The organism is Ruegeria sp. HKCCA6837 (genome assembly GCF_013034475.1).
GTDB lineage: Bacteria > Pseudomonadota > Alphaproteobacteria > Rhodobacterales > Rhodobacteraceae > Ruegeria.
In genome coordinates, this window is record NZ_WQGD01000003.1 from 180,525 (window position 1) to 201,383 (window position 20,859).

At 57.4% G+C, this 20,859-nt stretch carries 24 protein-coding genes and 1 pseudogene; 12 read left to right on the forward strand and 13 right to left on the reverse strand.

Features of this window, described 5'->3' with window-relative positions; genetic code table 11:
- The first annotated feature begins 92 nt into the window (after nucleotides 1-92).
- The 6 genes and pseudogenes from GOV91_RS07100 to GOV91_RS07125 form a co-directional block, all read left to right on the forward strand.
- The gene (locus tag GOV91_RS07100; RefSeq protein WP_171179092.1) at nucleotides 93-281 is read left to right on the forward strand and encodes a hypothetical protein; all 189 of its coding nucleotides are present in this window, start codon (nucleotides 93-95) and stop codon (nucleotides 279-281) included.
- A gap of 111 nt (nucleotides 282-392) precedes the next feature.
- The gene (locus tag GOV91_RS07105) at nucleotides 393-1,226 is read left to right on the forward strand and encodes an EAL domain-containing protein (RefSeq protein ID WP_171179090.1); all 834 of its coding nucleotides are present in this window, start codon (nucleotides 393-395) and stop codon (nucleotides 1,224-1,226) included.
- Between the two features lie 190 nt (nucleotides 1,227-1,416).
- Nucleotides 1,417-2,592: an acetyl-CoA C-acetyltransferase gene (locus tag GOV91_RS07110; protein ID WP_171234967.1), complete on the forward strand. Its 1,176-nt coding sequence runs from the start codon at nucleotides 1,417-1,419 to the stop codon at nucleotides 2,590-2,592.
- A gap of 187 nt (nucleotides 2,593-2,779) precedes the next feature.
- Nucleotides 2,780-3,502 (forward strand): acetoacetyl-CoA reductase, encoded by a 723-nt coding sequence (gene phbB, locus GOV91_RS07115; protein WP_171234968.1) that lies wholly within the window; start codon nucleotides 2,780-2,782, stop codon nucleotides 3,500-3,502.
- A gap of 298 nt (nucleotides 3,503-3,800) precedes the next feature.
- Nucleotides 3,801-4,748, forward strand: a complete 948-nt coding sequence (locus tag GOV91_RS07120) for a transcriptional regulator GcvA (protein WP_171234969.1) — start codon at nucleotides 3,801-3,803, stop codon at nucleotides 4,746-4,748.
- Nucleotides 4,749-4,888: 140 nt separating this feature from the next.
- A pseudogene (locus tag GOV91_RS07125) lies at nucleotides 4,889-5,101 on the forward strand (EamA family transporter); the annotation flags it as partial.
- On the opposite strand, the gene GOV91_RS07130 reads toward GOV91_RS07125, so the two are convergent.
- The 3 genes from GOV91_RS07130 to GOV91_RS07140 form a co-directional block, all read right to left on the reverse strand.
- On the reverse strand, nucleotides 5,098-5,262 hold the full coding sequence (locus tag GOV91_RS07130) for a YdcH family protein (RefSeq protein WP_083445267.1): 165 nt from the start codon (nucleotides 5,260-5,262) through the stop codon (nucleotides 5,098-5,100). The pseudogene GOV91_RS07125 and the gene GOV91_RS07130 sit on opposite strands and share 4 nt — an antisense overlap.
- 132 nt (nucleotides 5,263-5,394) lie before the next feature.
- Nucleotides 5,395-6,159, reverse strand: coding sequence for a tRNA1(Val) (adenine(37)-N6)-methyltransferase (locus GOV91_RS07135; protein ID WP_171234970.1), 765 nt, complete (start codon nucleotides 6,157-6,159; stop codon nucleotides 5,395-5,397).
- Nucleotides 6,156-6,371 carry a DUF2007 domain-containing protein gene (locus GOV91_RS07140; protein ID WP_050604033.1) on the reverse strand — a complete coding sequence of 72 codons (216 nt, stop codon included), beginning with the start codon at nucleotides 6,369-6,371 and terminating at the stop codon, nucleotides 6,156-6,158. The genes GOV91_RS07135 and GOV91_RS07140 overlap by 4 nt, the downstream gene beginning before the upstream one ends.
- Nucleotides 6,372-6,427: 56 nt before the next feature.
- Between GOV91_RS07140 and GOV91_RS07145 the strand changes: the two genes are divergently transcribed.
- Nucleotides 6,428-7,426, forward strand: a complete 999-nt coding sequence (locus tag GOV91_RS07145; protein WP_171234971.1) for a polyprenyl synthetase family protein — start codon at nucleotides 6,428-6,430, stop codon at nucleotides 7,424-7,426.
- Here the strand turns inward: GOV91_RS07145 and GOV91_RS07150 are convergent.
- The 4 genes from GOV91_RS07150 to soxR all read right to left on the reverse strand — a co-directional run bounded on the left by GOV91_RS07150 (nucleotide 7,419) and on the right by soxR (nucleotide 12,288).
- Entirely contained in the window at nucleotides 7,419-8,240 is an 822-nt protein-coding gene (locus tag GOV91_RS07150) for a 4-(cytidine 5'-diphospho)-2-C-methyl-D-erythritol kinase (protein WP_171234972.1), read from the reverse strand. The two genes, GOV91_RS07145 and GOV91_RS07150, sit on opposite strands and share 8 nt — an antisense overlap.
- Complete coding sequence (locus tag GOV91_RS07155; protein ID WP_371732277.1) at nucleotides 8,230-9,942, reverse strand: tetratricopeptide repeat protein; 1,713 nt, start codon at nucleotides 9,940-9,942, stop codon at nucleotides 8,230-8,232. Before GOV91_RS07155 ends, GOV91_RS07150 begins: the two co-directional genes overlap by 11 nt.
- A gap of 104 nt (nucleotides 9,943-10,046) precedes the next feature.
- Entirely contained in the window at nucleotides 10,047-11,696 is a 1,650-nt protein-coding gene (locus GOV91_RS07160) for an electron transfer flavoprotein-ubiquinone oxidoreductase (protein ID WP_171234973.1), read from the reverse strand.
- Between the two features lie 136 nt (nucleotides 11,697-11,832).
- Nucleotides 11,833-12,288 carry a redox-sensitive transcriptional activator SoxR gene (gene soxR / locus GOV91_RS07165; protein ID WP_171179080.1) on the reverse strand — a complete coding sequence of 152 codons (456 nt, stop codon included), beginning with the start codon at nucleotides 12,286-12,288 and terminating at the stop codon, nucleotides 11,833-11,835.
- An 82-nt stretch (nucleotides 12,289-12,370) separates the two neighbouring features.
- Here soxR and GOV91_RS07170 point away from each other — a divergent pair, with 82 nt between their 5' ends.
- The 3 genes from GOV91_RS07170 to GOV91_RS07180 all read left to right on the forward strand — a co-directional run bounded on the left by GOV91_RS07170 (nucleotide 12,371) and on the right by GOV91_RS07180 (nucleotide 14,466).
- Nucleotides 12,371-12,751: a VOC family protein gene (locus GOV91_RS07170; protein WP_171179077.1), complete on the forward strand. Its 381-nt coding sequence runs from the start codon at nucleotides 12,371-12,373 to the stop codon at nucleotides 12,749-12,751.
- 234 nt (nucleotides 12,752-12,985) lie between these two features.
- A complete protein-coding gene (gene greA / locus GOV91_RS07175) occupies nucleotides 12,986-13,456 on the forward strand; it encodes a transcription elongation factor GreA (protein ID WP_171179075.1) in 471 nt (156 codons plus the stop codon).
- A 14-nt stretch (nucleotides 13,457-13,470) separates the two neighbouring features.
- The gene (locus GOV91_RS07180) at nucleotides 13,471-14,466 is read left to right on the forward strand and encodes a hypothetical protein (RefSeq protein ID WP_171179073.1); all 996 of its coding nucleotides are present in this window, start codon (nucleotides 13,471-13,473) and stop codon (nucleotides 14,464-14,466) included.
- On the opposite strand, the gene GOV91_RS07185 is transcribed toward GOV91_RS07180, so the two are convergent.
- From GOV91_RS07185 to GOV91_RS07205, 5 genes are read right to left on the reverse strand one after another with little or no spacing between them, the layout of a single operon-like run.
- Entirely contained in the window at nucleotides 14,463-15,056 is a 594-nt protein-coding gene (locus tag GOV91_RS07185) for a GNAT family N-acetyltransferase (protein ID WP_253282890.1), read from the reverse strand. The genes GOV91_RS07180 and GOV91_RS07185 overlap by 4 nt on opposite strands.
- Entirely contained in the window at nucleotides 15,053-17,098 is a 2,046-nt protein-coding gene (glp, locus tag GOV91_RS07190) for a gephyrin-like molybdotransferase Glp (RefSeq protein WP_171235046.1), read from the reverse strand. Before glp ends, GOV91_RS07185 begins: the two co-directional genes overlap by 4 nt.
- A 20-nt stretch (nucleotides 17,099-17,118) precedes the next feature.
- Complete coding sequence (gene mobB, locus GOV91_RS07195) at nucleotides 17,119-17,610, reverse strand: molybdopterin-guanine dinucleotide biosynthesis protein B (RefSeq protein WP_171234974.1); 492 nt, start codon at nucleotides 17,608-17,610, stop codon at nucleotides 17,119-17,121.
- Entirely contained in the window at nucleotides 17,607-18,263 is a 657-nt protein-coding gene (gene mobA / locus GOV91_RS07200; RefSeq protein ID WP_171234975.1) for a molybdenum cofactor guanylyltransferase MobA, read from the reverse strand. The genes mobB and mobA overlap by 4 nt, the downstream gene beginning before the upstream one ends.
- A complete protein-coding gene (locus tag GOV91_RS07205; protein ID WP_254440608.1) occupies nucleotides 18,260-19,198 on the reverse strand; it encodes a formate dehydrogenase accessory sulfurtransferase FdhD in 939 nt (312 codons plus the stop codon). Before GOV91_RS07205 ends, mobA begins: the two co-directional genes overlap by 4 nt.
- Between GOV91_RS07205 and GOV91_RS07210 the strand changes: the two genes are divergently transcribed.
- On the forward strand, nucleotides 19,197-19,907 hold the full coding sequence (locus GOV91_RS07210; RefSeq protein ID WP_171234976.1) for an AzlC family ABC transporter permease: 711 nt from the start codon (nucleotides 19,197-19,199) through the stop codon (nucleotides 19,905-19,907). The genes GOV91_RS07205 and GOV91_RS07210 overlap by 2 nt on opposite strands.
- A complete protein-coding gene (locus tag GOV91_RS07215; RefSeq protein WP_171234977.1) occupies nucleotides 19,904-20,236 on the forward strand; it encodes an AzlD domain-containing protein in 333 nt (110 codons plus the stop codon). Before GOV91_RS07210 ends, GOV91_RS07215 begins: the two co-directional genes overlap by 4 nt.
- On the opposite strand, the gene GOV91_RS07220 is transcribed toward GOV91_RS07215, so the two are convergent.
- Nucleotides 20,225-20,857, reverse strand: a complete 633-nt coding sequence (locus tag GOV91_RS07220; RefSeq protein ID WP_171234978.1) for a hypothetical protein — start codon at nucleotides 20,855-20,857, stop codon at nucleotides 20,225-20,227. The two genes, GOV91_RS07215 and GOV91_RS07220, sit on opposite strands and share 12 nt — an antisense overlap.
- Between the last annotated feature and the right edge of the window lie 2 nt (nucleotides 20,858-20,859).

Here is a 20,859-nt window from a genome sequence, read left to right on the forward strand (position 1 = left end):
CACCAGCGAGCGCAGACCCTTCGCTCTTGAAATTCAGGCTTTGGGGGCCATATCGACACTCATCTGTAGTCAAAGAGTGAACGAGGGTCGGCATGAACCGTTTGGCAGTCATTTCAACCTATGTCGGTTTGTCCGGCCTTTTGCTCGCGATGATTACAGCGTTGAACAGCACTGCACCGGCATGGATCGCCTTGGGCTTTGCTTTGATGGTTACAGGCGTAGTAGGAGCGGTGCTGAGTGCGGCTTCGTCCCTTGCCCGCGCTTGGAGCATCTCTCGATAAATCCTGAATCTGCTGGCTCCTTAACCGCAGATTCATCTGTTTACCCCGAAACTGTGTCGAACCACCTGCCCCGGACATACCGTCTGTCACGGGCTGATGGGAATCGGCGCTATGGGAAACAAGAAACAACTTAATGTGCCCGATGGGTCAGAAAGCCCGCTGAACGCTGCGGTGTCGACTCGCGATCGTTCGATTGTGCAGATGGCAACCGATGCGGTGAAGCACAAACAGTGCAAGTTGGCTTTTCAACCGGTCATGCAGGCAAACGCTCCTAATGGCGTTGCGTTTTATGAAGGGTTCATTCGTGTGCTGGACGAAACAGGGAGGGTTATTCCTGCGCGCGAGTTCATGCCGCAACTCGAAAACACCCCGATTGGCCGGGATCTGGATTGCGTTGCGCTGGAGTTTGGGTTGCGAACACTGGTGAGAAACCCTGAGATTAGGCTATCGATCAATATGTCCGCCCGCTCGATCGGGTATTCTAGGTGGTCGGCAACCCTGGATCGGTTCCTCAAGCGTGACGCCGCACTGGGCGAGCGGCTGATCCTTGAAATTTCGGAAGGCTCGGCCATGCAAGTACCGGAATTGGTGATCGACTTTATGGACCGTTTACAGGATCGCGGCATTGCCTTTGCCCTAGATGACTTCGGTGCCAGTAATTTTTGCTTTCGCCACTTTCGTGAATTCTTGTTCGATGCCGCCAAAATTGATGGGCAGTTTGTCAGGGGTATCAGCAACAACCCCGACAATCAGACACTTGTGCGCGCACTGATCGCAGTGGCTCGCGAGTTTGAAATTTTGGTCACCGCCGAATCGGTTGAAACACGCGAAGACGCTGCGTTTTTGACAGCCAGCGGCGTGGATTGCCTGCAAGGGTACTTGTTTGGCGCGCCAAGTGTCGCTGCCCCCTGGAAGCAGGAAAGCGTTTCAAAAACAGGAAGTTGACCATGGGTCAGTCAGAAAAAATCGTGCTTTTACAACGCTGAGACAAGCTGACCGTTGCTGCATGTGCAGCATTAGGCTATTGCATGAGTACTTGAGCGGGGATCACGGGGCGCTCTTGTTTCGAGGGGGGCTCCTCTCGGCCTGCGCCGTCAGAAATTCCGCTGGCCCATGACGGTAAAGGACTGATCATATGACCAACGTAGTAATCGCATCCGCCGCACGCACAGGTGTCGGCAGCTTCAGTGGTTCGTTTGCGAACACCCCTGCACATGATCTGGGCGCTGCCGTCCTGGAAGCAGTTGTCGAACGCGCCGGTGTGGACAAAGGCGAGGTTAGCGAAACAATCATGGGTCAGGTTCTGACTGCCGCCCAAGGCCAGAACCCTGCACGCCAGGCGCATATCAATGCCGGTTTGCCGCAGGAAAGCGCAGCCTGGGGCATCAACCAGGTGTGTGGTTCGGGCCTGCGCGCTGTCGCGCTGGGTGCCCAGCACATCCAGCTGGGTGACGCCGAGATCGTTGCCGCCGGTGGTCAGGAAAACATGACACTGTCGCCCCATGCCGCTGCCCTGCGCGCCGGTCACAAGATGGGCGACATGAAGTATATCGACACGATGATCCGCGACGGTTTGTGGGATGCCTTCAACGGCTATCACATGGGTCAGACTGCCGAGAACGTTGCCGAAAAATGGCAGATCAGCCGCGACATGCAGGATGAATTTGCTGTTGCTTCGCAGAACAAGGCCGAAGCCGCCCAAAAGGCTGGCAAATTCGCAGATGAAATCGTGCCCTTCACCATCAAGACCCGCAAGGGCGATATCGTGATGGACAAGGACGAATACATCCGCCACGGCGCAACCATGGAAGCCATGGCAAAGCTGCGCCCGGCCTTCACAAAGGATGGCTCGGTTACTGCGGCGAACGCTTCCGGCCTGAATGACGGCGCGGCGGCGACCCTGCTGATGTCAGCAGAAAACGCCGAAAAGCGTGGGATCGAGCCCCTCGCCCGCATCGCCTCTTACGCAACCGCCGGTCTGGACCCGTCGATCATGGGTGTTGGCCCGATCTATGCCTCGCGCAAGGCGCTGAAAAAGGCAGGCTGGTCGGTTGACGATTTGGATCTGGTTGAAGCCAACGAAGCCTTTGCCGCGCAAGCCTGCGCCGTAAACAAGGACATGGGCTGGGATCCGTCGATCGTAAACGTCAACGGCGGCGCAATCGCCATCGGGCATCCGATCGGCGCGTCGGGCTGCCGTGTCCTGAACACGCTTCTGTTCGAAATGAAGCGCCGCGATGCCAAGAAGGGTCTGGCGACCCTTTGCATCGGTGGCGGCATGGGTGTCGCCCTGTGTGTGGAGCGCGATTAAGTGCACTGAAACCTAAATATCAAAGGGCGTCCGTCGGACGCCCTTTTTTGTTACAAAAGGCTCATACCCCTTGGATGCGACGATATTGTCACCCGAAAAAACTAAATCCACGACGAAACAATATTGCGCACGATCACCTCTCAGAGTAACAGCATTACCAAGACGACTAAAATTGAAGGAGTCATAAATGGCACGTACAGCACTCGTCACCGGCGGTTCCCGCGGTATTGGCGCAGCAATTTCCAAGGCGCTCAAAACCGAAGGATACAATGTTGCCGCTACCTATGCAGGCAATGACGAAGCCGCCGCGAAGTTCACCGAAGAAACCGGTATCCAGACCTACAAGTGGAACGTCGCCGATTATGACGAATCCAAAGCGGGTATCGAGAAAGTTGAAGCCGAGGTTGGCCCCATCGACATCGTTGTTGCCAACGCAGGCATTACGCGCGATGCGCCATTCCACAAGATGACGCCCGATCAGTGGAAAGACGTGATTGACACCAACCTGACCGGCGTGTTCAACACCGTACACCCCGTCTGGCCCGGCATGCGCGAGCGTAAGTTCGGTCGCGTTATCGTCATCAGCTCGATCAACGGTCAGAAAGGTCAGTTTGCTCAGGTGAACTATGCCGCGACCAAAGCTGGCGACCTGGGCATCGTAAAATCCCTGGCGCAAGAAGGTGCTCGCGCGGGTATCACAGCAAACGCGATCTGCCCCGGCTACATCGCAACCGAGATGGTTATGGCCGTACCGGAAAAGGTCCGCGAATCCATCATCGGCCAGATCCCGGCAGGTCGTTTGGGTGAGCCCGAAGAAATCGCACGCTGTGTGGCGTTCCTGGCCTCGGACGATTCCCAATTCATCAATGGCTCGACCATCTCGGCCAACGGTGCGCAGTTCTTCGTCTGATCCATTGATCAGTCAAAAAAACGGGCCGGTCCTTTTGGACCGGCCCTTTTCTATCCCGTAAGATCGCGCGCGCTGCGATCAGCGGGAACCGAAAATGCGCTTCCAGAATTGCCAAATGACACGGCTGCGTTCTTGATGGGCGCGCAGGATCGCCATCTGGGCGGCGGGATTTGTCGTCATCTCGATCATGGCTGTCTCCTATTCAAATCAGTTTTATTTGACCTGAGATGAATATGAAGGTTACTTATCGAAGCTACAAACGAGCTTTCTTAGACTTTCAGTTAAGTTTTACTTCACTATGAGCGACTATCTTCCCCCGCTTACCGCGCTCCGTGCGTTTGATGCCGCAGCCCGGCATATGTCTTTCGCGAAGGCGGCGGCAGAGCTGCATGTAACGCCAGCGGCCCTGTCTTTTCAGATCAAATCGCTTGAAGAACATCTGGGCCGACCTCTGTTTCACCGACTGAATCGCGCCGTAGAGCTGACTGAGGCCGGTCGAACCCTGGCACCCGGTACAGCGGAAGGCTTTGCCGCATTGCAAGCTGCGTGGCGCGCCGTGCGCAGGCGAGAGAACGACACCAGCTTGACCGTCACAGCCGGTCCTGCATTGACGGCCAAATGGCTGGCACCACGGCTCTACGAGTTTGCCCGCGCCCATCCTGAGATCGATCTGAAATTCTCGGCCACGCTGCGCAACATGGATCTGGAGCGGGACGACGTGGATGTCGCCATCCGCTTTGGCAATTCCGCTGACGAAGGGCTTTATTCCGTACCGGTCAGAAAAGAATGGCTAACACCGGTCATGACACCGGAACTGGCGGAACAATTCGACACCCCGGAAAGCCTGCGACACGCCCCATTGATCCATGACGATTCGATCAGCTTTCTGACCCCGCCCTGTGACTGGCCCGCTTGGTTCCGCGCCATGGGGGTCGATTTCACCCCAACCCACGGCGCGCATTTTTCAAATGCCGATCACGCAATTGACGCCGCTGTCGCCGGTGTCGGAGTGGCGCTTGGACGACGCGCCATGATTCTCAAAGATCTGACCGAAGGCCGCTTGGTCGCACCCTTCAAAGTAGCCTTGGAAACACAAGGCCGATTCCGGTTTTTATGCCTGCCTGGAGCCGAGAAAAAGCCTCAGATCGCGGCCTTCCGAGATTGGTTCCTGACCGAGATCGAAAAAACCGCGCATATATCAGATGAGTTTGAAATCATACCGATTAAAGAGGTTTCCACCTCATAACTAAAATCCAGCGGAAATCGGATTTTTGGCCGCTTTATTATGGGCATTATTTGACAAATTCACATTCGAATCCGAACCTGCGCCAACCCTACTATGGAACACGACCTGCTTCGCGATTGGCGGAACGATTGGAGTGCGCTGGGCCTGTCGGGCTGGCGTTCTATGTGTGGGACGTCGTGGTCATGCAGGGCGACATTCAAATTCTTGGAGCCTCGTCTTACGCGGCCTCTTTGTTGTCAACGCTGGCTTTAGTTGTGGCCGGGACCGCCGCCTCATCCTGAGGGCTTGCGATCGCGGCCTTGTTGATCACCGGCGGGGCCTTGATCGCGGCCCGCGCCAGCCTGAAATCTTAGGCAGACAGGCGTTCGATCTCTTCTTTCAGCTTAAGTTTCTGTTTTTTCAACTGAGCAATATGAAGATCATCAATGCCCGGCGAGCGTTGGGCTTGTTCCACTTCGAGACCGAGAGATTCGTGCTTTTTCTTCAGTTCCGTCAGATGTGCGCTCACGCTCATTGCGATCCTCCTTGGTTTACGTGTCTGTAGTTCACGTAAGAAGTTGACCACATCGTTTCCACCCTGTCACGCTGCACAAGCACAGAATCTGTAATAAATCCGACAAAATCGGCTGGTCATTGCCGATCGCCGTCAGAACCGGGGCAACGGCGCGGCGTGTCTCAGGACTGCTACGATCTGGTCTGTATAGCTTTCGCCGTCCATTTCATGGCGCTCGCCCGCGTGCAGAATCAATGGCGCATGGAGGCGAAATGCCGCACGCCCCACTTTGCGGGCCCGCAAAATGACCAATTCCGCCTGTCGACCTGCGCGCGCGCAGAGCGGCAACACTTCAACTGAGCCCAGTTTATCCGCGCAGGCCACTATCATATCCGGCAAGCGGTCTGCCTTTTGAATCATGTGCAGATACCCTTGCGGGGCCAGACGCTTGGCCGCCACTGATATCCAGTCGCTCAGAGGGGTGTCCTCGCCCAAAGCAATGCTTCGTCCTGCATCGCTGGCCCGGCTATGCGCTCCGGCGCGGTAATATGGGGGGTTGGCAATGATGTGATCAAACTGGCGCTGTCGAATCTCGGTCGGCAAGGCGGTCAGATCAGCCTCAATCAAATCCAGCTTCACGCTGTTCATTTCCGCATTCCGGCGCGCCAAATCGACATACGCAGGCTGCAATTCAATTCCTGTCAGGTGCAGGCCCGGCACCCGCGCAGACAGGCACAGAATGGCGGCGCCCGCGCCACATCCCAGCTCCAAAACCGACTGATCGGCACTGGCCGGCACTGATGCCGCCAGTAAAACCGGGTCTATTCCGGCGCGATAACCTGAGGCGGGTTGCAGCAGTCGAATCCGGCCACCCAGGAAATCGTTGCAGGTCAAATCATTGTCATCAAAGCGGGTCATCGGCCCAGCGGAATCTCATTATCGCGCATAACACGTTCAGCGCGGGTCAGATCCTCGGCCCGCACCATGAGGCGCCGGGGGAAGATTCCGATACCGCCTTCGAGGATGCTCATATTTACGTCCATCTGAAAGCAGTCTATATCCTCGCCTTCAAGGAGAGCGGATGCAAAGGCCAGGATTGTCGGATCGGTACTGCGCAGTAGTTCTTTCATGGGGATGGATGTAAGGGCAAGGCGAGGCGGAAGTCGAGCCTTGTATCAGGAGTTTGATGACCGTCGACGTGATCTCAAAACCGCATGAGCGCCTCGCTGAACTTTTGGCGGGTGAGATGGAGGCCGTGAATGGCTTGATCCGTACGCGAATGGCGTCGGACCACGCGCCGCGTATTCCGGAAGTTACCCGGCATCTGGTGGAAGCAGGTGGGAAGCGTCTGCGCCCAATGCTGACATTGGCCGCCGCGCAGTTGTTTGGCTATACCGGCGACCACCACGTGCGCCTTGCCGCCACGGTCGAGTTTATTCACACCGCGACACTGCTGCATGACGACGTTGTTGACGAAAGCGCCCAGCGGCGCGGTCGCCCGACCGCAAATCTGCTGTGGGACAACAAATCCAGCGTTCTGGTCGGCGATTACCTATTTTCTCGCAGCTTCCAGCTGATGGTCGAGACTGGGTCGCTGCGCGTTTTGGACATTCTTGCCAACGCTTCGGCTACGATTGCCGAAGGTGAAGTGCTGCAAATGACCGCTGCAACTGATCTGCGTACGGACGAAGATGTTTATCTGCAGGTCGTACGTGGCAAGACAGCCGCACTGTTTTCCGCCGCGACTGAGGTCGGTGGTGTGATCGCTGGCGCGTCGGAAGAACAGGTCAAAGCATTGTTCGACTATGGCGACTCACTGGGCATTGCATTCCAGATTGCGGATGATCTGCTGGACTATCAGGGCGACAGCAAGGCAACCGGCAAGAACGTGGGTGATGATTTCCGCGAGCGTAAGCTGACTCTTCCGGTGATCAAAGCCGTGGCCCAAGCGACGCCCGAAGAACGCGCTTTCTGGGAGCGCACGATTGAAAAAGGCCGCCAACAGGACGGCGATCTTGATCACGCGCTGGGGCTAATGGGCAAATATGCCACGCTGGAACAAACCCGGCAAGACGCCTTGGGCTGGGCCAACAAAGCCAAGGCATCGCTTGAGGTTCTGCCGGATCATGAGATTCGCAGCCTGCTGCGTGAACTGGCAGATTACGTGGTTTCACGCCTCAATTAAGCTGAGTGGCGCGGCACCACCAATCAGGGTGGGCTGCGCCAATCTCATAAGCAGCGAAATGCGCGTCTTTCATCGTCGGATACAGCGCAAAGCAGGTTGACCCCGACCCCGACATGCGCGTGATAAGGGCGCGGTTGGTCGATTGCAGCTCGTCCAGAACCTGTTCGATCTCGCGCGCAGCGCCCATGGCAGGCACTTCCAGATCGTTTCGCTGATCGCTTAGCCACAAGGCACAGTCGTTGGCGTTTTGAAACTCGGGGATGTTCTCAGGCATAGCCGGATTGTCTCTGCTCGCCAGAGCGTTGAACACGGCCCCCGTTGGCACATGCACATTCGGGTTGACCAACAACGCAGGCAAGTGCGGAAGGTTTACAGCAACCAGTTGATCACCAATGCCTTGCATTCTGATCGCTCGGCCCTTTTGACAGACGGGCACATCTGCCCCCAGTGACAAGGGTAAATCCGGTGGAACGGCATGGCCTTGCTGCGCCAAAGCACAAAGCGTTGCGGCGGCGTCCGACGAACCGCCACCGATCCCCGCCCCGTGGGGCAGAGATTTGCGCAGCTCGATTTGCCCGGTCCACCCGACGCCCTCGGCTGCTTTCCACACCAGATTGCGTTTGTCCGTGGGTACCCCATCGGCGAATTCTCCGCCCACCTCCATGGAAAGCACAGGGCCGGAGTTAAATGTCAGCTGATCACCCAAATCCGCAAAAACTACCAGAGAATCCAACAGGTGATAGCCGTCATCTCGACGGCCAGTGACATGCAGGGTCAGATTGATCTTGGCGGGCGCAAACGCCTTAGTTGCCATTGGCGACCTTCAAAGGTTCCGAACCTTCTTCGGCCAGAACGGCATCCAGCCCAACCTCGATCTTGCGGCGAATGCGCTCAGGGTCGGCTTCTCCATCTGTATCTTCGGGATCAATGAAAGACAGGGCCCGCTTCCATTGGAATTCGGCCTCACGCGACCGTCCCACGGCCCAGTAGACATCGCCCAGATGATCATTCACCACCGGATCGACCGGCATCAGCTCAACGGCGCGTTCCATCTGTTCAACAGCCTCGTCATAACGACCCAGACGGAACAGGACCCAGCCCAAGCTGTCGACGATGTAGCCACTGTCCGGGCGGGCTGCCACAGCGCGTTGAATCATGTCCAGCGCTTCATCCAGCTTCTCTTTGCGCTCAACAAGGGAATAGCCCAGATAATTCAACACCTGCGGCTGATCCGGGTTCAGCTCAAGCGCGCGCCGGAAATCAGCTTCGGCCTGGTCCCACTGCTTCAACCGCTCATGGCTGATGCCACGGGCATAATGCAGGAACCAGTTACCCCCCGCCGCGTTATCGGTCAGCGCAATCGCCGTATCATAGGACGTTACTGCCGCCTGATAGTTTTCCTGACGCCGCTGCAGGTCAGCCAAGGCCACATGCACACCCGGAAGGTCAGGATCCTGCGCCGCCAGATTTTGCAGCACTTCCACGGCAGCATCGGTTTTACCTGAGCGGTCCAGAACCTCGGCCCGGCCCAGCTCGGCCGCGTGGTGATCATTGCTGTCTGCCGGAACCATGCGATAGGCGGCAACTGCCAGATCATACTGCTCCAGTTGATCCAGAAGATCTGCACTCAGCAAAATGGCGTCCACATGATCGGGGCGCAGAAAACTGGCCAACCGTGTGTAAAGAAGAACGTAGTCCGGCGACGCCTCAGCGTTCAGCGCGGCCCCAACGGAAAAGAAAATTTCGGCCATACCGTCCTGCGCAGAACGGACATGCGTGAAGGGCAGCGTTTCACCTGCCTCAAGTTGGCTGGTATAGGTTTCTATTGTCGGGTCGCTACCCGCCACAAAGACGTCTTCGAGGAACTGTAAGGCGTCTTCGTTCCGATCCAGCTGAGACAGCACCTCGGTTCGCGCCAAAGCCGCACGACGCGTGAAACGCGCCACCGCACCTTCATTGTCCGCAAAGATCACCTCGGCGCCTTCAAAGTCGCCGATCGAGGCCAATGCCATTGCCTTGTGGTACAACGCAAACTCTTTCAGTCCGTCTTGCGTGGCAACGGTTTCGAACTGTTCCATCGCCTTTGTCATTTCGCCCTGCGCCAAATGAGCCCAGGCGGTCATCAACCCATCCACCAACGGCCCGACACCCTGAGTTTCGGGGTTCCGCGCTAAAAGGACGTCGTATTTGCCATCTGCAATCAGATTTGCCGCAATTGCCATACGCGCGGCCTGACTGGGCAGATTTGCCTGTTCGATCTGCTCGGCAACCGGCAAGGCACGATCAACTTCGCCCAACGCCAAACGCGCCACGACAACGCTTTCCAACAGCAGCGGATTTTGGGAATCGAACTTCAGGGCTTGGGCATAATAACGCTCGGCTGCGGCATAATCACTTTCGTAGATCGCCTGTCGCCCGGCCAGATACGACCCTGCGCCCGAGTCAGAGAACGCCGGAACTGCGACCGACGACATGAGAAGCACGGACAGCGCCGCGCGACGAACCAGGGAAACCACCGAAATCCTGCCTTGCTATCATTGACTGACCATCAAGCTAGGGCTTCGGCTGGCAAGAGGCAATGGCAGAGCCTTCACGACCCTGCCAGTGCCCGCTTTTTTGCTTACATGTTGGGGTAGTTCGGGCCATCCCCACCCTGCGGCGTTGTCCAGGTGATGTTCTGGCTGGGATCCTTGATGTCGCAGGTTTTGCAGTGCACGCAGTTCTGAAAGTTGATGACGAATCGCGGGCCCGCAGTTTCGTCCTCGACAACCTCATATACGCCAGCGGGGCAATAGCGCTGCGCTGGTTCGTCAAACTTGGGCAGGTTGACTTTGACCGGCACCTCGGGGTCGGCCAAACGCAGGTGGCAGGGCTGGCTTTCCTCGTGATTGGTCGCCGCGAAAGACACGTTGGTCAGGCGATCAAATGACAGCACACCATCGGGTTTGGGATAGTCGATGGGCGCGTGCTTACTGGCATCTTCGGTCGAGTCTGCGTCGTTCTTTCCGTGTCCGACCGTCCCGAACATCGAGAAGCCCATGGTATTGGTCCACATGTCCAGACCACCCAACATCAGCGATGCGGTCAGACCCCATTTCGACCAGATCGGCTTGACGTTGCGCACTTTTTTCAGATCGCTGCCGATCGGACCGTCGCGCACATCTGTCTCGTATGCGGTCAACTCGTCACCCGAACGGTCAGCCTTGATCGCGTCATAGGCAGCCTCTGCCGCTGCCTTGCCCGACAGCATCGCATTGTGGTTGCCCTTGATGCGAGGCACGTTGACCATCCCAGCTGAACAGCCCAGCAGTGCCACACCGGGTGCGACCAGCTTCGGCATCGACTGATATCCGCCCTCGGTAATAGCACGCGCACCGTAGGCCACGCGCTTGCCGCCCTTCAGCAGATCGGCAACCATCGGATGGTGCTTGAAGCGCTGGAATTCCATGTAGGGATACAGATGCGGGTTCTTGTAGTTCAGGTGAACCACGAAACCGACATAGACCTGATTGTTTTCAAGATGATAGATGAACGATCCGCCACCCGCGTTGCTGCCCAGCGGCCAGCCCATCGTGTGCGTGACAGAACCTTCCTTGTGCTTGGCCGGGTCGATCTCCCAGATCTCTTTCATGCCAACGCCGTATTTCTGCACGTCCTTACCGGCTTGCAGGTCATATTTGGCGATAACTTCTTTGGACAGCGAGCCGCGCACGCCTTCCGACAGGAAGACATATTTACCATGCAGCTCCATCCCCGGCTCAGTGTTAGGCCCGTACGAGCCGTCAGCTTCCAGGCCAAAGACACCGGCGACAACGCCTTTGACTTCGCCGTTTTCGCCATAGACCAGTTCCGAACACGCCATTCCCGGGAAGATTTCAACGCCAAGCTCTTCGGCCTGCTCTGCCATCCAGCGACAGACATTGCCCATCGAAACGATGTAGTTGCCGTGGTTATTCATCAGCGGCGGCATCGGGAAGTTGGGGATGCGCAGTTTGCCCGCTTCACCCAACATGAAGAAGTTGTCTTCGTGCACGGGCACGTTCAGCGGAGCGCCTTTTTCCTTCCAGTCCGGGATCAGCGCGTCCAGACCACAGGGGTCAAGCACCGCACCCGACAGGATATGCGCGCCAACTTCCGAGCCCTTTTCCAGAACCACGACGTTCAGGTCGGCATCCAGCTGTTTCAGACGGATGGCCGCCGACAGGCCCGCGGGGCCTGCACCCACGATCACCACATCGTATTCCATCGCTTCGCGTTCAATCTCGGCCATCGCGGGCTCCTTAGCTAACTTTCCGAATTGGCGCTTTCTACATGTGGTCGGCGCAATTTTGTTTCACGGCTGATTACATGGTTGCAAAGACCTTGGTCAATCGAAACACGGCGTAACAATGCCGCTATTCGACACTTCAAGCTTCTGGTGTGTCCCCCATCAGATACCTGGGACCGCTACCATTGGATTTTACCCGGTCATCGGGGTTGTAAAGCGCACATTTCGGCAGGCTAAGACACCCGCATCCGATGCACCCATCCAGATTGTCGCGCAACCGCGTCAACGTATCGATTCGTTGATCCAGATGGGCACGAAGCTGAACGCCGATGGCTTTCCAATCCTGCGGTGTCGGCGTACGGTTTCCCGGCAGGACCGACAACACTTCGCGGATTTCCGGCAGGGTCAAACCGAACTGCTGCGCAATCATCACAAAGCTCAACCGCCGAATGTCGGCTCGCTGATAGCGCCGCTGCCCGCCCGAGTTGCGCCAGGGCGATATCAAACCCTGCGCCTCATAATACCGGATAGCCGATACTGCCAACCCGGTACGCTGGGCCAATGCGCCGATTGCCAGCCCTTCTGAAACAGCCATCACATCCTCAAAAAATACCTTGACCTAAAGTTAGGTTTAGAAATTAGCTTGAGTCGGGACAAGCCTAAAAACAGGAGATCCCATGATGGCAACGCTTGAGCATACAAATTTCACAGTCCGCGATCCGCAGGCTTCAGCCGCTTGGATGGAGCAGGTCTTTGATTGGAAAACCCGATGGGAAGGCCCCGCAATTGCAGGTGGTTACACGGTTCATGTCGGATCGGCCCATACTTACCTGGCGCTGTACAAACCGGATGAACCGAAACCTTCGGGCGAAAGCAGCTATGATGTCATTGGCGGCCTCAATCATGTGGGCGTTCTGGTTGAAGATATCGATGCGACCGAAGCCAAGGTTCGAACTGCTGGGTTCGAGCCGCACAACCACGCGGATTATGAACCAGGGCGTCGGTTCTATTTCCGCGACGACAACGGCATCGAATTCGAGGTTGTGCAATATGATTGAGATGATGTGGCTTTACGCCCCTTCCCAGCGATGGCACAGGTCTCGGCACCCTGATCATCGCCACAGACCGCACCCAAAATCCGCACGACGGCGCGAAGTCGCGAATTGATCGCTGTAACCACTGTCACCTCTTGCAATTCACGTGGTATTTGGGTCAGGTAATTGCCAACCTAATATTCGCCCCGACGCTTCTGTGCGGCGGGGCGACTCAATTTATGCGTGGACGTAGAGAGTATGGAAAAGATCCCGATGACGCCTGCGGGCAATGCCGCGCTTGCGGCTGAGCTGAAGAACCTCAAATCCGTTGAACGCCCGGCGATCATCGAGGCGATTGCCTCGGCACGCGAGCTGGGCGACCTGAAGGAAAACGCTGAATATCATTCGGCACGTGAAAAGCAGGGTTTCATCGAAGGCCGCATCAAGGAATTGGAAGGTATCCTGTCGCTGGCCGATGTCATTGACCCGGCAAAGCTGTCCGGTTCTGTTAAGTTTGGCGCAAAGGTGACTCTGGTCGACGAAGACACCGATGAGGAAAAGACCTGGCAGATCGTTGGCGAATACGAAGCCAATATCGAAGCTGGCCTGCTGAACATCAAATCCCCCATCGCTCGTGCCCTGATTGGTAAAGAGGAAGGGGACAGTGTCGAAGTGCGTACCCCCGGTGGCGTGCGTTCTTATGAAATCCTGAGTATCGAGTACACCTAACCGGAGCGCATGAAATGTCCGCGCCCAATCCTGACCCGGAAACCGAAAAACCGACCTCGCTGGGCATTTATGATCGCCCGAAAGCGTCGGCCGTCACTGAAATTGAGATTGCCGCACTGGTGCTTAGCCTGATCTGGCTGGTGGTGTCGGTCGTTTTTCTGGTGCTTCCGGAACAGGGCCAAAACGGTGGCTTTATTGTTACCTTCCTGGCGGTGTTCATGCCCGTGGCCATGATCTGGGTTGCGGCCACGGCAATGCGTGCCAGCCGGGTCATGCGTGAAGAAAGCGCACGGCTGCAAACAGCGATTGATGCCATTCGGCAGGCGTATGTCGCGCAGCAACAGCGGGCCTCTAGTACCTATGAGCCAGCGGTGACGAAAAAGCTGGACGAGATCGCGGCGACCACCCGGAAAACCGAAAATGCGCTGGCGACGTTCTCGACCAAGCGCGCTGCTCCGACTGCAAGATCGGGGCAAGCGCCCGTTCCGGGCGATCAGACCTCACTGGAACTGGGAACGCCTGCGGAAGAGATCGCACCGCCGCTCAGCACCCCGGTCTTTCTACGCGCACTGAACTTTCCAGAAACACAGGATGACACCGAAGGGTTCAATGCACTGCGTGTGGCGCTAAAAGATCGAAAGACAGCGCAAATTGTACAAGCCTCACAGGATGTTCTGACGCTGCTCAGCCAGGAAGGCATCTATATGGATGACCTGCGCCCCGATATGGCCCGGCCAGAAGTCTGGCGCCAATTTGCCCAAGGTACACGTGGTCGCGCGGTTGCCGCGTTGGGGGGCGTGCGCGACAGATCCTCGCTGGCGCTGACCGCAGCACGGATGAAACAGGACCCGATTTTCCGCGATGCAGCCCATCACTTCTTGCGTCGCTTCGACAAGATGATGGCCGAGTTCGAACCCACCGCAAGCGATGCAGAACTGAGCGCGCTGGGTGAAACGCGTACTGCAAGGGCCTTTATGTTGCTGGGCCGTGTGGCCGGAACCTTCGACTAGGACGTTTCCACAGGCCAGGACATCTTTGTCGCGCTGCTAAAGCCGAAGAGGTATTTGAGCGGCCCGGTTTTTTCCTCACCCACTGGCCGGAATCCTTCGCGCTCGTACAAAGCGCGCGCACGCGGGTTTGTATCGATCACATCCAGCTGAACCTCTGACATGCCCTGGCCTCTGGCCTCTTGTTTAATAGCATTCAAAAGGGCCGTACCCACACCTTTGCCACGGGCATCAGCGGCGACAAATATGCCATCCATCTGAAATACCCCCGGTTTCAGTTCACGTTCCAGCAGGCTTAATATGCAGGCGCGCCACACTGCCCCGAACCAGCCATAGGTTCCCGCAAGATCAGACATACTGCCACCGGCCAAACCGCCATCGCGCGTTTTGAACCCTGCCAGCCCCAACATACGGCCTGTTTCATCTCGCGCGACGAGCGCGAAATTCGGGTTCAAAGCGATTTCAAAGAAAGCCAAACCTTTTTCATCTGGCCCCATGACCTTGTACAGCTTGGGCGAGAACGCCTGCCAGAACAGCGCCGCTGCATGCAAGCGTTCGTGATCAGCAAAGCCTGATGAAATCGCAATGGTCAAATACCAAAGCTCCCATACGGAATGAAACGCACTGTATCGCCCGGTTTGATGTGCCGCGCACCATCTTCGATTTCAACCAGTCCTTCGGCCCAGCTGAGCCCGCTGATCCGGCCCGAGCCTTCCGAATGAAACACTTCGACCCTCCCATTTCGCACCCTTGCACGCAGGTATTCACGGCGGCCAGGTTTTTTGCTTTTCTCAAAGGCGGCCGGAACCTCAAACCCTTGCGGTTCCGCCCAGCCTTCGCCCGACATCAGGCCCAGAGCGGGGCGTGCAAAGATCAGGGTGCAGACCATGGCAGCCACCGGGTTGCCCGGAAGGCCAAACACCGGCACGCCTGCCCACAAACCCAAAGCCAGCGGGCGCCCCGGCTTTAACGCGATCCGCCAGTGCTGCATCGCCCCCGCCTCTTGCAACAGGGCGGACACATGATCTTCATCGCCTGCTGATGCGCCTCCGCTGGTCAGGATCACATCAGCCTGTGCTGAGGCTTGGTCCAACCGGTCCCGCAAAGCATTCCGATCATCTGCAACACGCCCCATGTCAACAGGCACAAATCCCATGCGTTCGATCAACGAAAGCAGCATCGGGCGGTTGGCATCGAAAATCTGTCCCGGACCTGCGCTTTCTCCGGGTTCGATCAACTCATCACCGGTCGAGACCACCGCCACACACAACGGCTGACGCACATTCACCTGCGCGATACCCACAGCAGACAGCAACGCGAGATCGGCAGGAGTCAACCGACGCCCGGCGGGCAAAGCCACATCACCTGCCATCACATCTTCACCCGCGCGCCGCGTGTTCGCGCCTTTTTTCAGCGGACCGCGGAAGGCAATATGCCCGTCTTTGACCGTGACATCCTCTTCCAGAATAACCGTATCCACACCATCAGGCAGTGCTGCGCCCGTCAGGACACGCAAAGCCCGACCTTCGGGGACTGAACCGTCAAACGGTATTCCCGCCGCCGCGCGCCCATCAATCAACGGCATGACCTGCGTGCCATCCGGGACGGGACCCGCAAACCCGAACCCGTCCACTGCCGTGTTAGGCTGGGGCGGATTTGAGCGTTGGGCGATCACATCCTCGGCCAGAATGCGGCCACTTGCCTTGGACAGCTCAAGCGTTTCCACTGACGTGATCGGATGCAATCTGTCGCGCAGATAGGCCAATGCCTCGTCTACAGGTGTCCACTCCACCCCGGCAGGCAACGCGAAACAATCGTTTCGCAATGGCGGCGGGGCTATGTTCGGCTTGTCCTGAGCTACACCCAATATCCAACCTTCCTCTGCCGCTGAGACATTCAATTGCGCATCCAACTCCTGCTCTGTCAAACGTGACAGAGTCAAGGCGACCTGTTCGACCTGCCAGGCATCCTTGATCTGCCCCGCTGGCGACGCTCCAAGGGTCAGAGACGGCCAGATCTCTACAAAGGCAACCGGTTTGTCCAATGGCTCAAACGGCCAGACCGCGATCTTTCCCGCAAACCGACGGCGGAGCCGGTTCAGAACCGGCAGCCCCATCATCACCTGCCCGCCAACAGCCCCCGCACCTGCCATCTGCCAGCAGGTGAAGCTGCCCTTGGCCAGGGTTTCTACAACGCGACGGTCCGGGAAAGGGTTGGAATAGTCGGTTTTCCTGCGCGGCAGACCATTGATGTCACGACGCAAACCGTTCATCCAGAACGGGCCTTTTCCGCCAAACTTCAGGTTAATCCGGCCTGCCAGATCAAAACGGTTGTTCGCCTTGGGTGTGTCCTCGACATGCCCTTCGAACCAATCCCACAAAGCCAGTGGATCGTCTGCACTCGTCATCGCCCGGGCAAACCCTGCCGGATAGCCAAACGGGAAATCAAACCCCAAAAACAGGCGACGACCGACCTCAAGCTCGGTACGGATCAGAGCCTCAAGCCACTTTTCGGCGACCATCCTGTTGCGCTGGTATTCAGGCTGCAAAACGTGCCCTTCGCGCGCAGTACAGGCCCAAATTGCATCTTTGCGCGGGGTCGGCCCGGTGTCGTTTCCACCAGACCAATCCACCATGGCAAAGGTCTGGAACAAGCTCACAAACCGACCTCTTTCAGGATGAAGTCCGCGATCGCTGCCGTGTCATTCAGATCAAGAACCGGGCGATCCAAGTCCAGCGGAATGTCACTGGCCACTGCCCTAATGGTCGCGTTCTCGGGGGCCATAAGCGCATGGCACGCCACAGCGCGGAAAGCTTCGACCTTTGGGTGATCTTCGCGCTTGAAACCTTCAATAAGCACCAGATCAACCGGTGAAAGCCGGGCCAAAAGATCGGCCAAAGGTGGCTCTGGCGTGCCGCGCAGCTCTTGCATCACGGCAATTCGCTGACCTGAGGCAAGCAGCACTTCGCTGGCCCCAGCCATGCGGTGGCGATGACTGTCGGTGCCGGGTTGATCCACATCGACACTGTGATGCGCATGTTTGACAGTCGACACCGTAAAGCCCCGGCCTGTGATCTCGGCCACCAATCGTTCCATCAACCCGGTTTTACCGGCATTTTTCCAGCCGGTGACGCCAAAGACCCTCATGCCTGCTCCAACAATGTTCGGGCGCGATCCAGATCTTCGGGCGTATTGACGTTGAAGAACGGGTCAAACGGGTCGGCATCGAACAAAGCCTCTCGCCCATCATGTTTATCGGTCCACAGCACCACCTTGCGCAGCCCATCCGTCAGCGCCGCTCGCAGATCATCGCGCAGCGCGACTGGCCAGAGGCCAAAGGTCGGATGCCGGTTGACCCGTTTGCCGCCGCCAGATTTCAGCGCCTCGTCCCCGGTGCGCGGAGTCGTCGCCAAAACCAGAGGGTGCACCTGCCCCTCTGCCGCATCTTGCAATCGCACCACTAAATCGCGTGGGAAGAACGGCGTGTCAGCAGCAGCGGTCACAATGCTGCCCGCGCCTTGTTCTGCCGCCCAATCGAGCCCGGCCAGCACCCCGGCCAAAGGCCCCGCGAACCCTTCGATTGTGTCAGGAAGCACAGTCAGGTTCAGGTCGGAAAACCGCTCGGGGTCGCCATTGGCATTCAGAGCCAGCCCACTGACCTGTGGCGACAGGCGCTCGATCACATGAGAGAGCAAGCTTTGCCCATCGATTTGTAACAGGCCCTTGTCACCGCCGCCCATCCGGGTCGCCTGCCCTCCTGCGAGGATGATGCCCAGAGGTTTTTTTATCTCATCACTCATCCCGCACTCTTCCGACGATGCTTCTTGTCTTCGGCCGCTACGGTTGACGGGTCCACGTCGCGCAGCAGGCGGTCCTCGCCCGACAGGCAGACAAAGCGCTGTCCGCGCATCCGGCCGATTAGGGTCAGGCCAACCTCGCGCGCGATCTCGACGCCCCAAGCGGTGAAACCCGAACGAGACGCTAATACAGGGATACCCATCATAGCCGTTTTGATCACCATCTCGGATGTCAGGCGACCGGTGGTGTAAAGGATCTTGTCCGCCGCACCTTCGCCTTCGGACAACATCCAACCTGCGATCTTGTCAACGGCGTTGTGGCGGCCCACGTCCTCCATATAGACCAGCGGGTGGTTTTCGCGGCACAGGACCGTGCCGTGAATTGCGCCCGCCTCAAGATACAGCGACGGCGTGCGGTTGATTTTTGAGGCGAGATCGTAGAGCCATGAGGTCCGCACCTGAACCTGCGGTAACTGCACGTCCTCAAGCCCCTCCATCATGTCGCCGAACACCGTTCCAACGGCGCACCCACTGGTGCGTGTCTTTTTCTTCAGCTTGTCCTCATACGATGTCTCACGCGCTGTTCGCACAACAACGGTCTCAAGATCGTCGTCGTAGTCCACGCGGGTAATCTCATCATCCGCCAACAGCATCCCCTGGTTGCGCAGAAAGCCCAGCGCCAGATATTCGGGATAGTCGCCGATTGTCATCGCCGTCACGATTTCCTGGGAATTGAGGAAAATCGTCAACGGGCGTTCTTCGACCACCGAGATCTGGCTGACCTCGCCGTTCTGGTCCACACCTTCAACCGCTCTGGTCAGGCGGGTCGCCCTCGGATCAGGCGCGATAAGATAGTCCGACAGGTCGAATTCCGTGGCCAATTGCAACCCCTTCTCAAGACAGTTACTGCTGCTGGCGTCACCATAGGATTTAGCCATGGCCACTACCACATCCAAGTCTTACTTCTGGAAAGGTTTTCGGGACGGAACGCCCTTTGTCTTTGTCGCCGTCCCCTTTGGTCTGTTGTTCGGTGTTTTCGCAACAGAGGCCGGCCTGGACATTGTTCAAACAATCGCTTTTTCGGCCACCGTGTTTGCCGGAGCAGCCCAATTTGCGGCGCTTCAACTTTTGCAAGACCAAACACCAACGATAATTGTGCTGATCTCGGCGTTGGCGGTGAACCTGCGCGTGGCGATGTATTCCGCGTCTCTCACGCCGTTTCTGGGGGCTGCCCCTCTGTGGCAGCGCGCCTGCGCGGCTTATCTGATCGTCGATCAGTCTTATGCCTGTTCGATCGTGCGGTTCGAGAAAGAGCCTGATCTGACGATCGCCCAGCGCATGTCGTATTTCGTCGGCTCGGTTACACCGATCACGCCGCTTTGGATCTTGGCGACCTGCTTCGGCGCTGTTCTCGGGGCGCAGATCCCCGAAAGCTGGGCACTAGATTTTGCTTTGCCAATTACTTTCCTGGCAATGATTGGACCGATGATGCGTACCCTGGCCCATGTAATCGCCGCATTGGTCGCCATTGTCGTTTCTCTATTGACCGTAGGCGTGCCGTACAATCTGGGCCTGTTGATCGCTGGTGCAGTTGGGATGATGGCGGGCGCGCAGGCCGAATTGATGTTGGAGCGAAGGAAATCATGATCCAGATCGACCCGACCACCATGTGGATCATCATCGTGGGTTTGGCGATAGGCAGCTATGCACTGCGCTTTACCTTCATCGGGCTTGTGGGTGATCGCCCCATGCCGCCCTGGCTGCTGCGACATCTGCGTTATACGGCTGTTGCGATTCTACCCGCACTGATCACACCGTTGGTGGTGTGGCCCTCTGCGACCGGCGGGCAACCGGATATCCCCCGAATGTCGGCGGCGGCGGTTGCGTTGCTTGTGGGTCTGATCAGCAAGAACGTCCTGGCGGCTATCTTTTCAGGTGCCGCCACGCTTTACGGGCTGCTTTATCTACTGACTTGAACCTGCGTCCAACTGATTGAGAAGCGCATTGTTTGCAGCCAACCCTTTTTGCAGATCGGCATCGTCATTTTCGCGATATTCCTGCGTTACGACACCTGTAATCTGCCCAAATTGATCGGAAAGTTTTACCGGGCTGAAAGTGACATCGATCTGTTCAAATCCGGGAACTTGCTGCAACAGACGGGCCGTTGAATTCGCGCAAAACGCGCTGGAAACCGGACCGCTCTGCTTGGCAAGTTGATACGCTATCTCTGCCTGCTGCGGCGTGACAATCAGCGTCTGGATGCGCGCATAATGGCTCTCGCGAGCATGTGAACTTCGATACGCGCGTTCAACAGCCGGTGTTATTCCGTAAAGAACATCGTTCCTCAAAGGGACGACATCAGCGCGAAAAGACCCCGCCGGATCAAAGATCACACGTTCGCTTGCGCCAATCATCAAAGAGGTGTGCGCGCCAGAACCGGTGCGCGTATTGATCATTGTGTACAGCGTCAGCGTGGACGGCCCGGGATCGCTATAAGACCTCGAGACAATCTCCGCCTGATCGGCTTGCGGACGATTAGAGCCCGCACAGCCCGCAACGGTTGCTACCAAAAGGCAGGCGATCAAAATCCTGAGCAAAG

Excerpts from the sequence above, each read along its gene's own strand:
- GOV91_RS07100 (WP_171179092.1), top strand. The coding sequence starts at position 93 with ATGAACCGTTTGGCAGTCATTTCAACCTATGTCGGTTTGTCCGGCCTT.
- GOV91_RS07105 (WP_171179090.1), top strand. The coding sequence starts at position 393 with ATGGGAAACAAGAAACAACTTAATGTGCCCGATGGGTCAGAAAGCCCG.
- GOV91_RS07110 (WP_171234967.1), top strand. The coding sequence starts at position 1,417 with ATGACCAACGTAGTAATCGCATCCGCCGCACGCACAGGTGTCGGCAGC.
- phbB (WP_171234968.1), top strand. The coding sequence starts at position 2,780 with ATGGCACGTACAGCACTCGTCACCGGCGGTTCCCGCGGTATTGGCGCA.
- GOV91_RS07120 (WP_171234969.1), top strand. The coding sequence starts at position 3,801 with ATGAGCGACTATCTTCCCCCGCTTACCGCGCTCCGTGCGTTTGATGCC.
- GOV91_RS07130 (WP_083445267.1), bottom strand. The coding sequence starts at position 5,262 with ATGAGCGTGAGCGCACATCTGACGGAACTGAAGAAAAAGCACGAATCT.
- GOV91_RS07135 (WP_171234970.1), bottom strand. The coding sequence starts at position 6,159 with ATGACCCGCTTTGATGACAATGATTTGACCTGCAACGATTTCCTGGGT.
- GOV91_RS07140 (WP_050604033.1), bottom strand. The coding sequence starts at position 6,371 with ATGAAAGAACTACTGCGCAGTACCGATCCGACAATCCTGGCCTTTGCA.
- GOV91_RS07145 (WP_171234971.1), top strand. The coding sequence starts at position 6,428 with ATGACCGTCGACGTGATCTCAAAACCGCATGAGCGCCTCGCTGAACTT.
- GOV91_RS07150 (WP_171234972.1), bottom strand. The coding sequence starts at position 8,240 with ATGGCAACTAAGGCGTTTGCGCCCGCCAAGATCAATCTGACCCTGCAT.
- GOV91_RS07160 (WP_171234973.1), bottom strand. The coding sequence starts at position 11,696 with ATGGCCGAGATTGAACGCGAAGCGATGGAATACGATGTGGTGATCGTG.
- soxR (WP_171179080.1), bottom strand. The coding sequence starts at position 12,288 with ATGGCTGTTTCAGAAGGGCTGGCAATCGGCGCATTGGCCCAGCGTACC.
- GOV91_RS07170 (WP_171179077.1), top strand. The coding sequence starts at position 12,371 with ATGATGGCAACGCTTGAGCATACAAATTTCACAGTCCGCGATCCGCAG.
- greA (WP_171179075.1), top strand. The coding sequence starts at position 12,986 with ATGGAAAAGATCCCGATGACGCCTGCGGGCAATGCCGCGCTTGCGGCT.
- GOV91_RS07180 (WP_171179073.1), top strand. The coding sequence starts at position 13,471 with ATGTCCGCGCCCAATCCTGACCCGGAAACCGAAAAACCGACCTCGCTG.
- glp (WP_171235046.1), bottom strand. The coding sequence starts at position 17,098 with ATGGTGGATTGGTCTGGTGGAAACGACACCGGGCCGACCCCGCGCAAA.
- mobB (WP_171234974.1), bottom strand. The coding sequence starts at position 17,610 with ATGAGGGTCTTTGGCGTCACCGGCTGGAAAAATGCCGGTAAAACCGGG.
- mobA (WP_171234975.1), bottom strand. The coding sequence starts at position 18,263 with ATGAGTGATGAGATAAAAAAACCTCTGGGCATCATCCTCGCAGGAGGG.
- GOV91_RS07210 (WP_171234976.1), top strand. The coding sequence starts at position 19,197 with ATGGCCACTACCACATCCAAGTCTTACTTCTGGAAAGGTTTTCGGGAC.
- GOV91_RS07205 (WP_254440608.1), bottom strand. The coding sequence starts at position 19,198 with ATGGCTAAATCCTATGGTGACGCCAGCAGCAGTAACTGTCTTGAGAAG.
- GOV91_RS07215 (WP_171234977.1), top strand. The coding sequence starts at position 19,904 with ATGATCCAGATCGACCCGACCACCATGTGGATCATCATCGTGGGTTTG.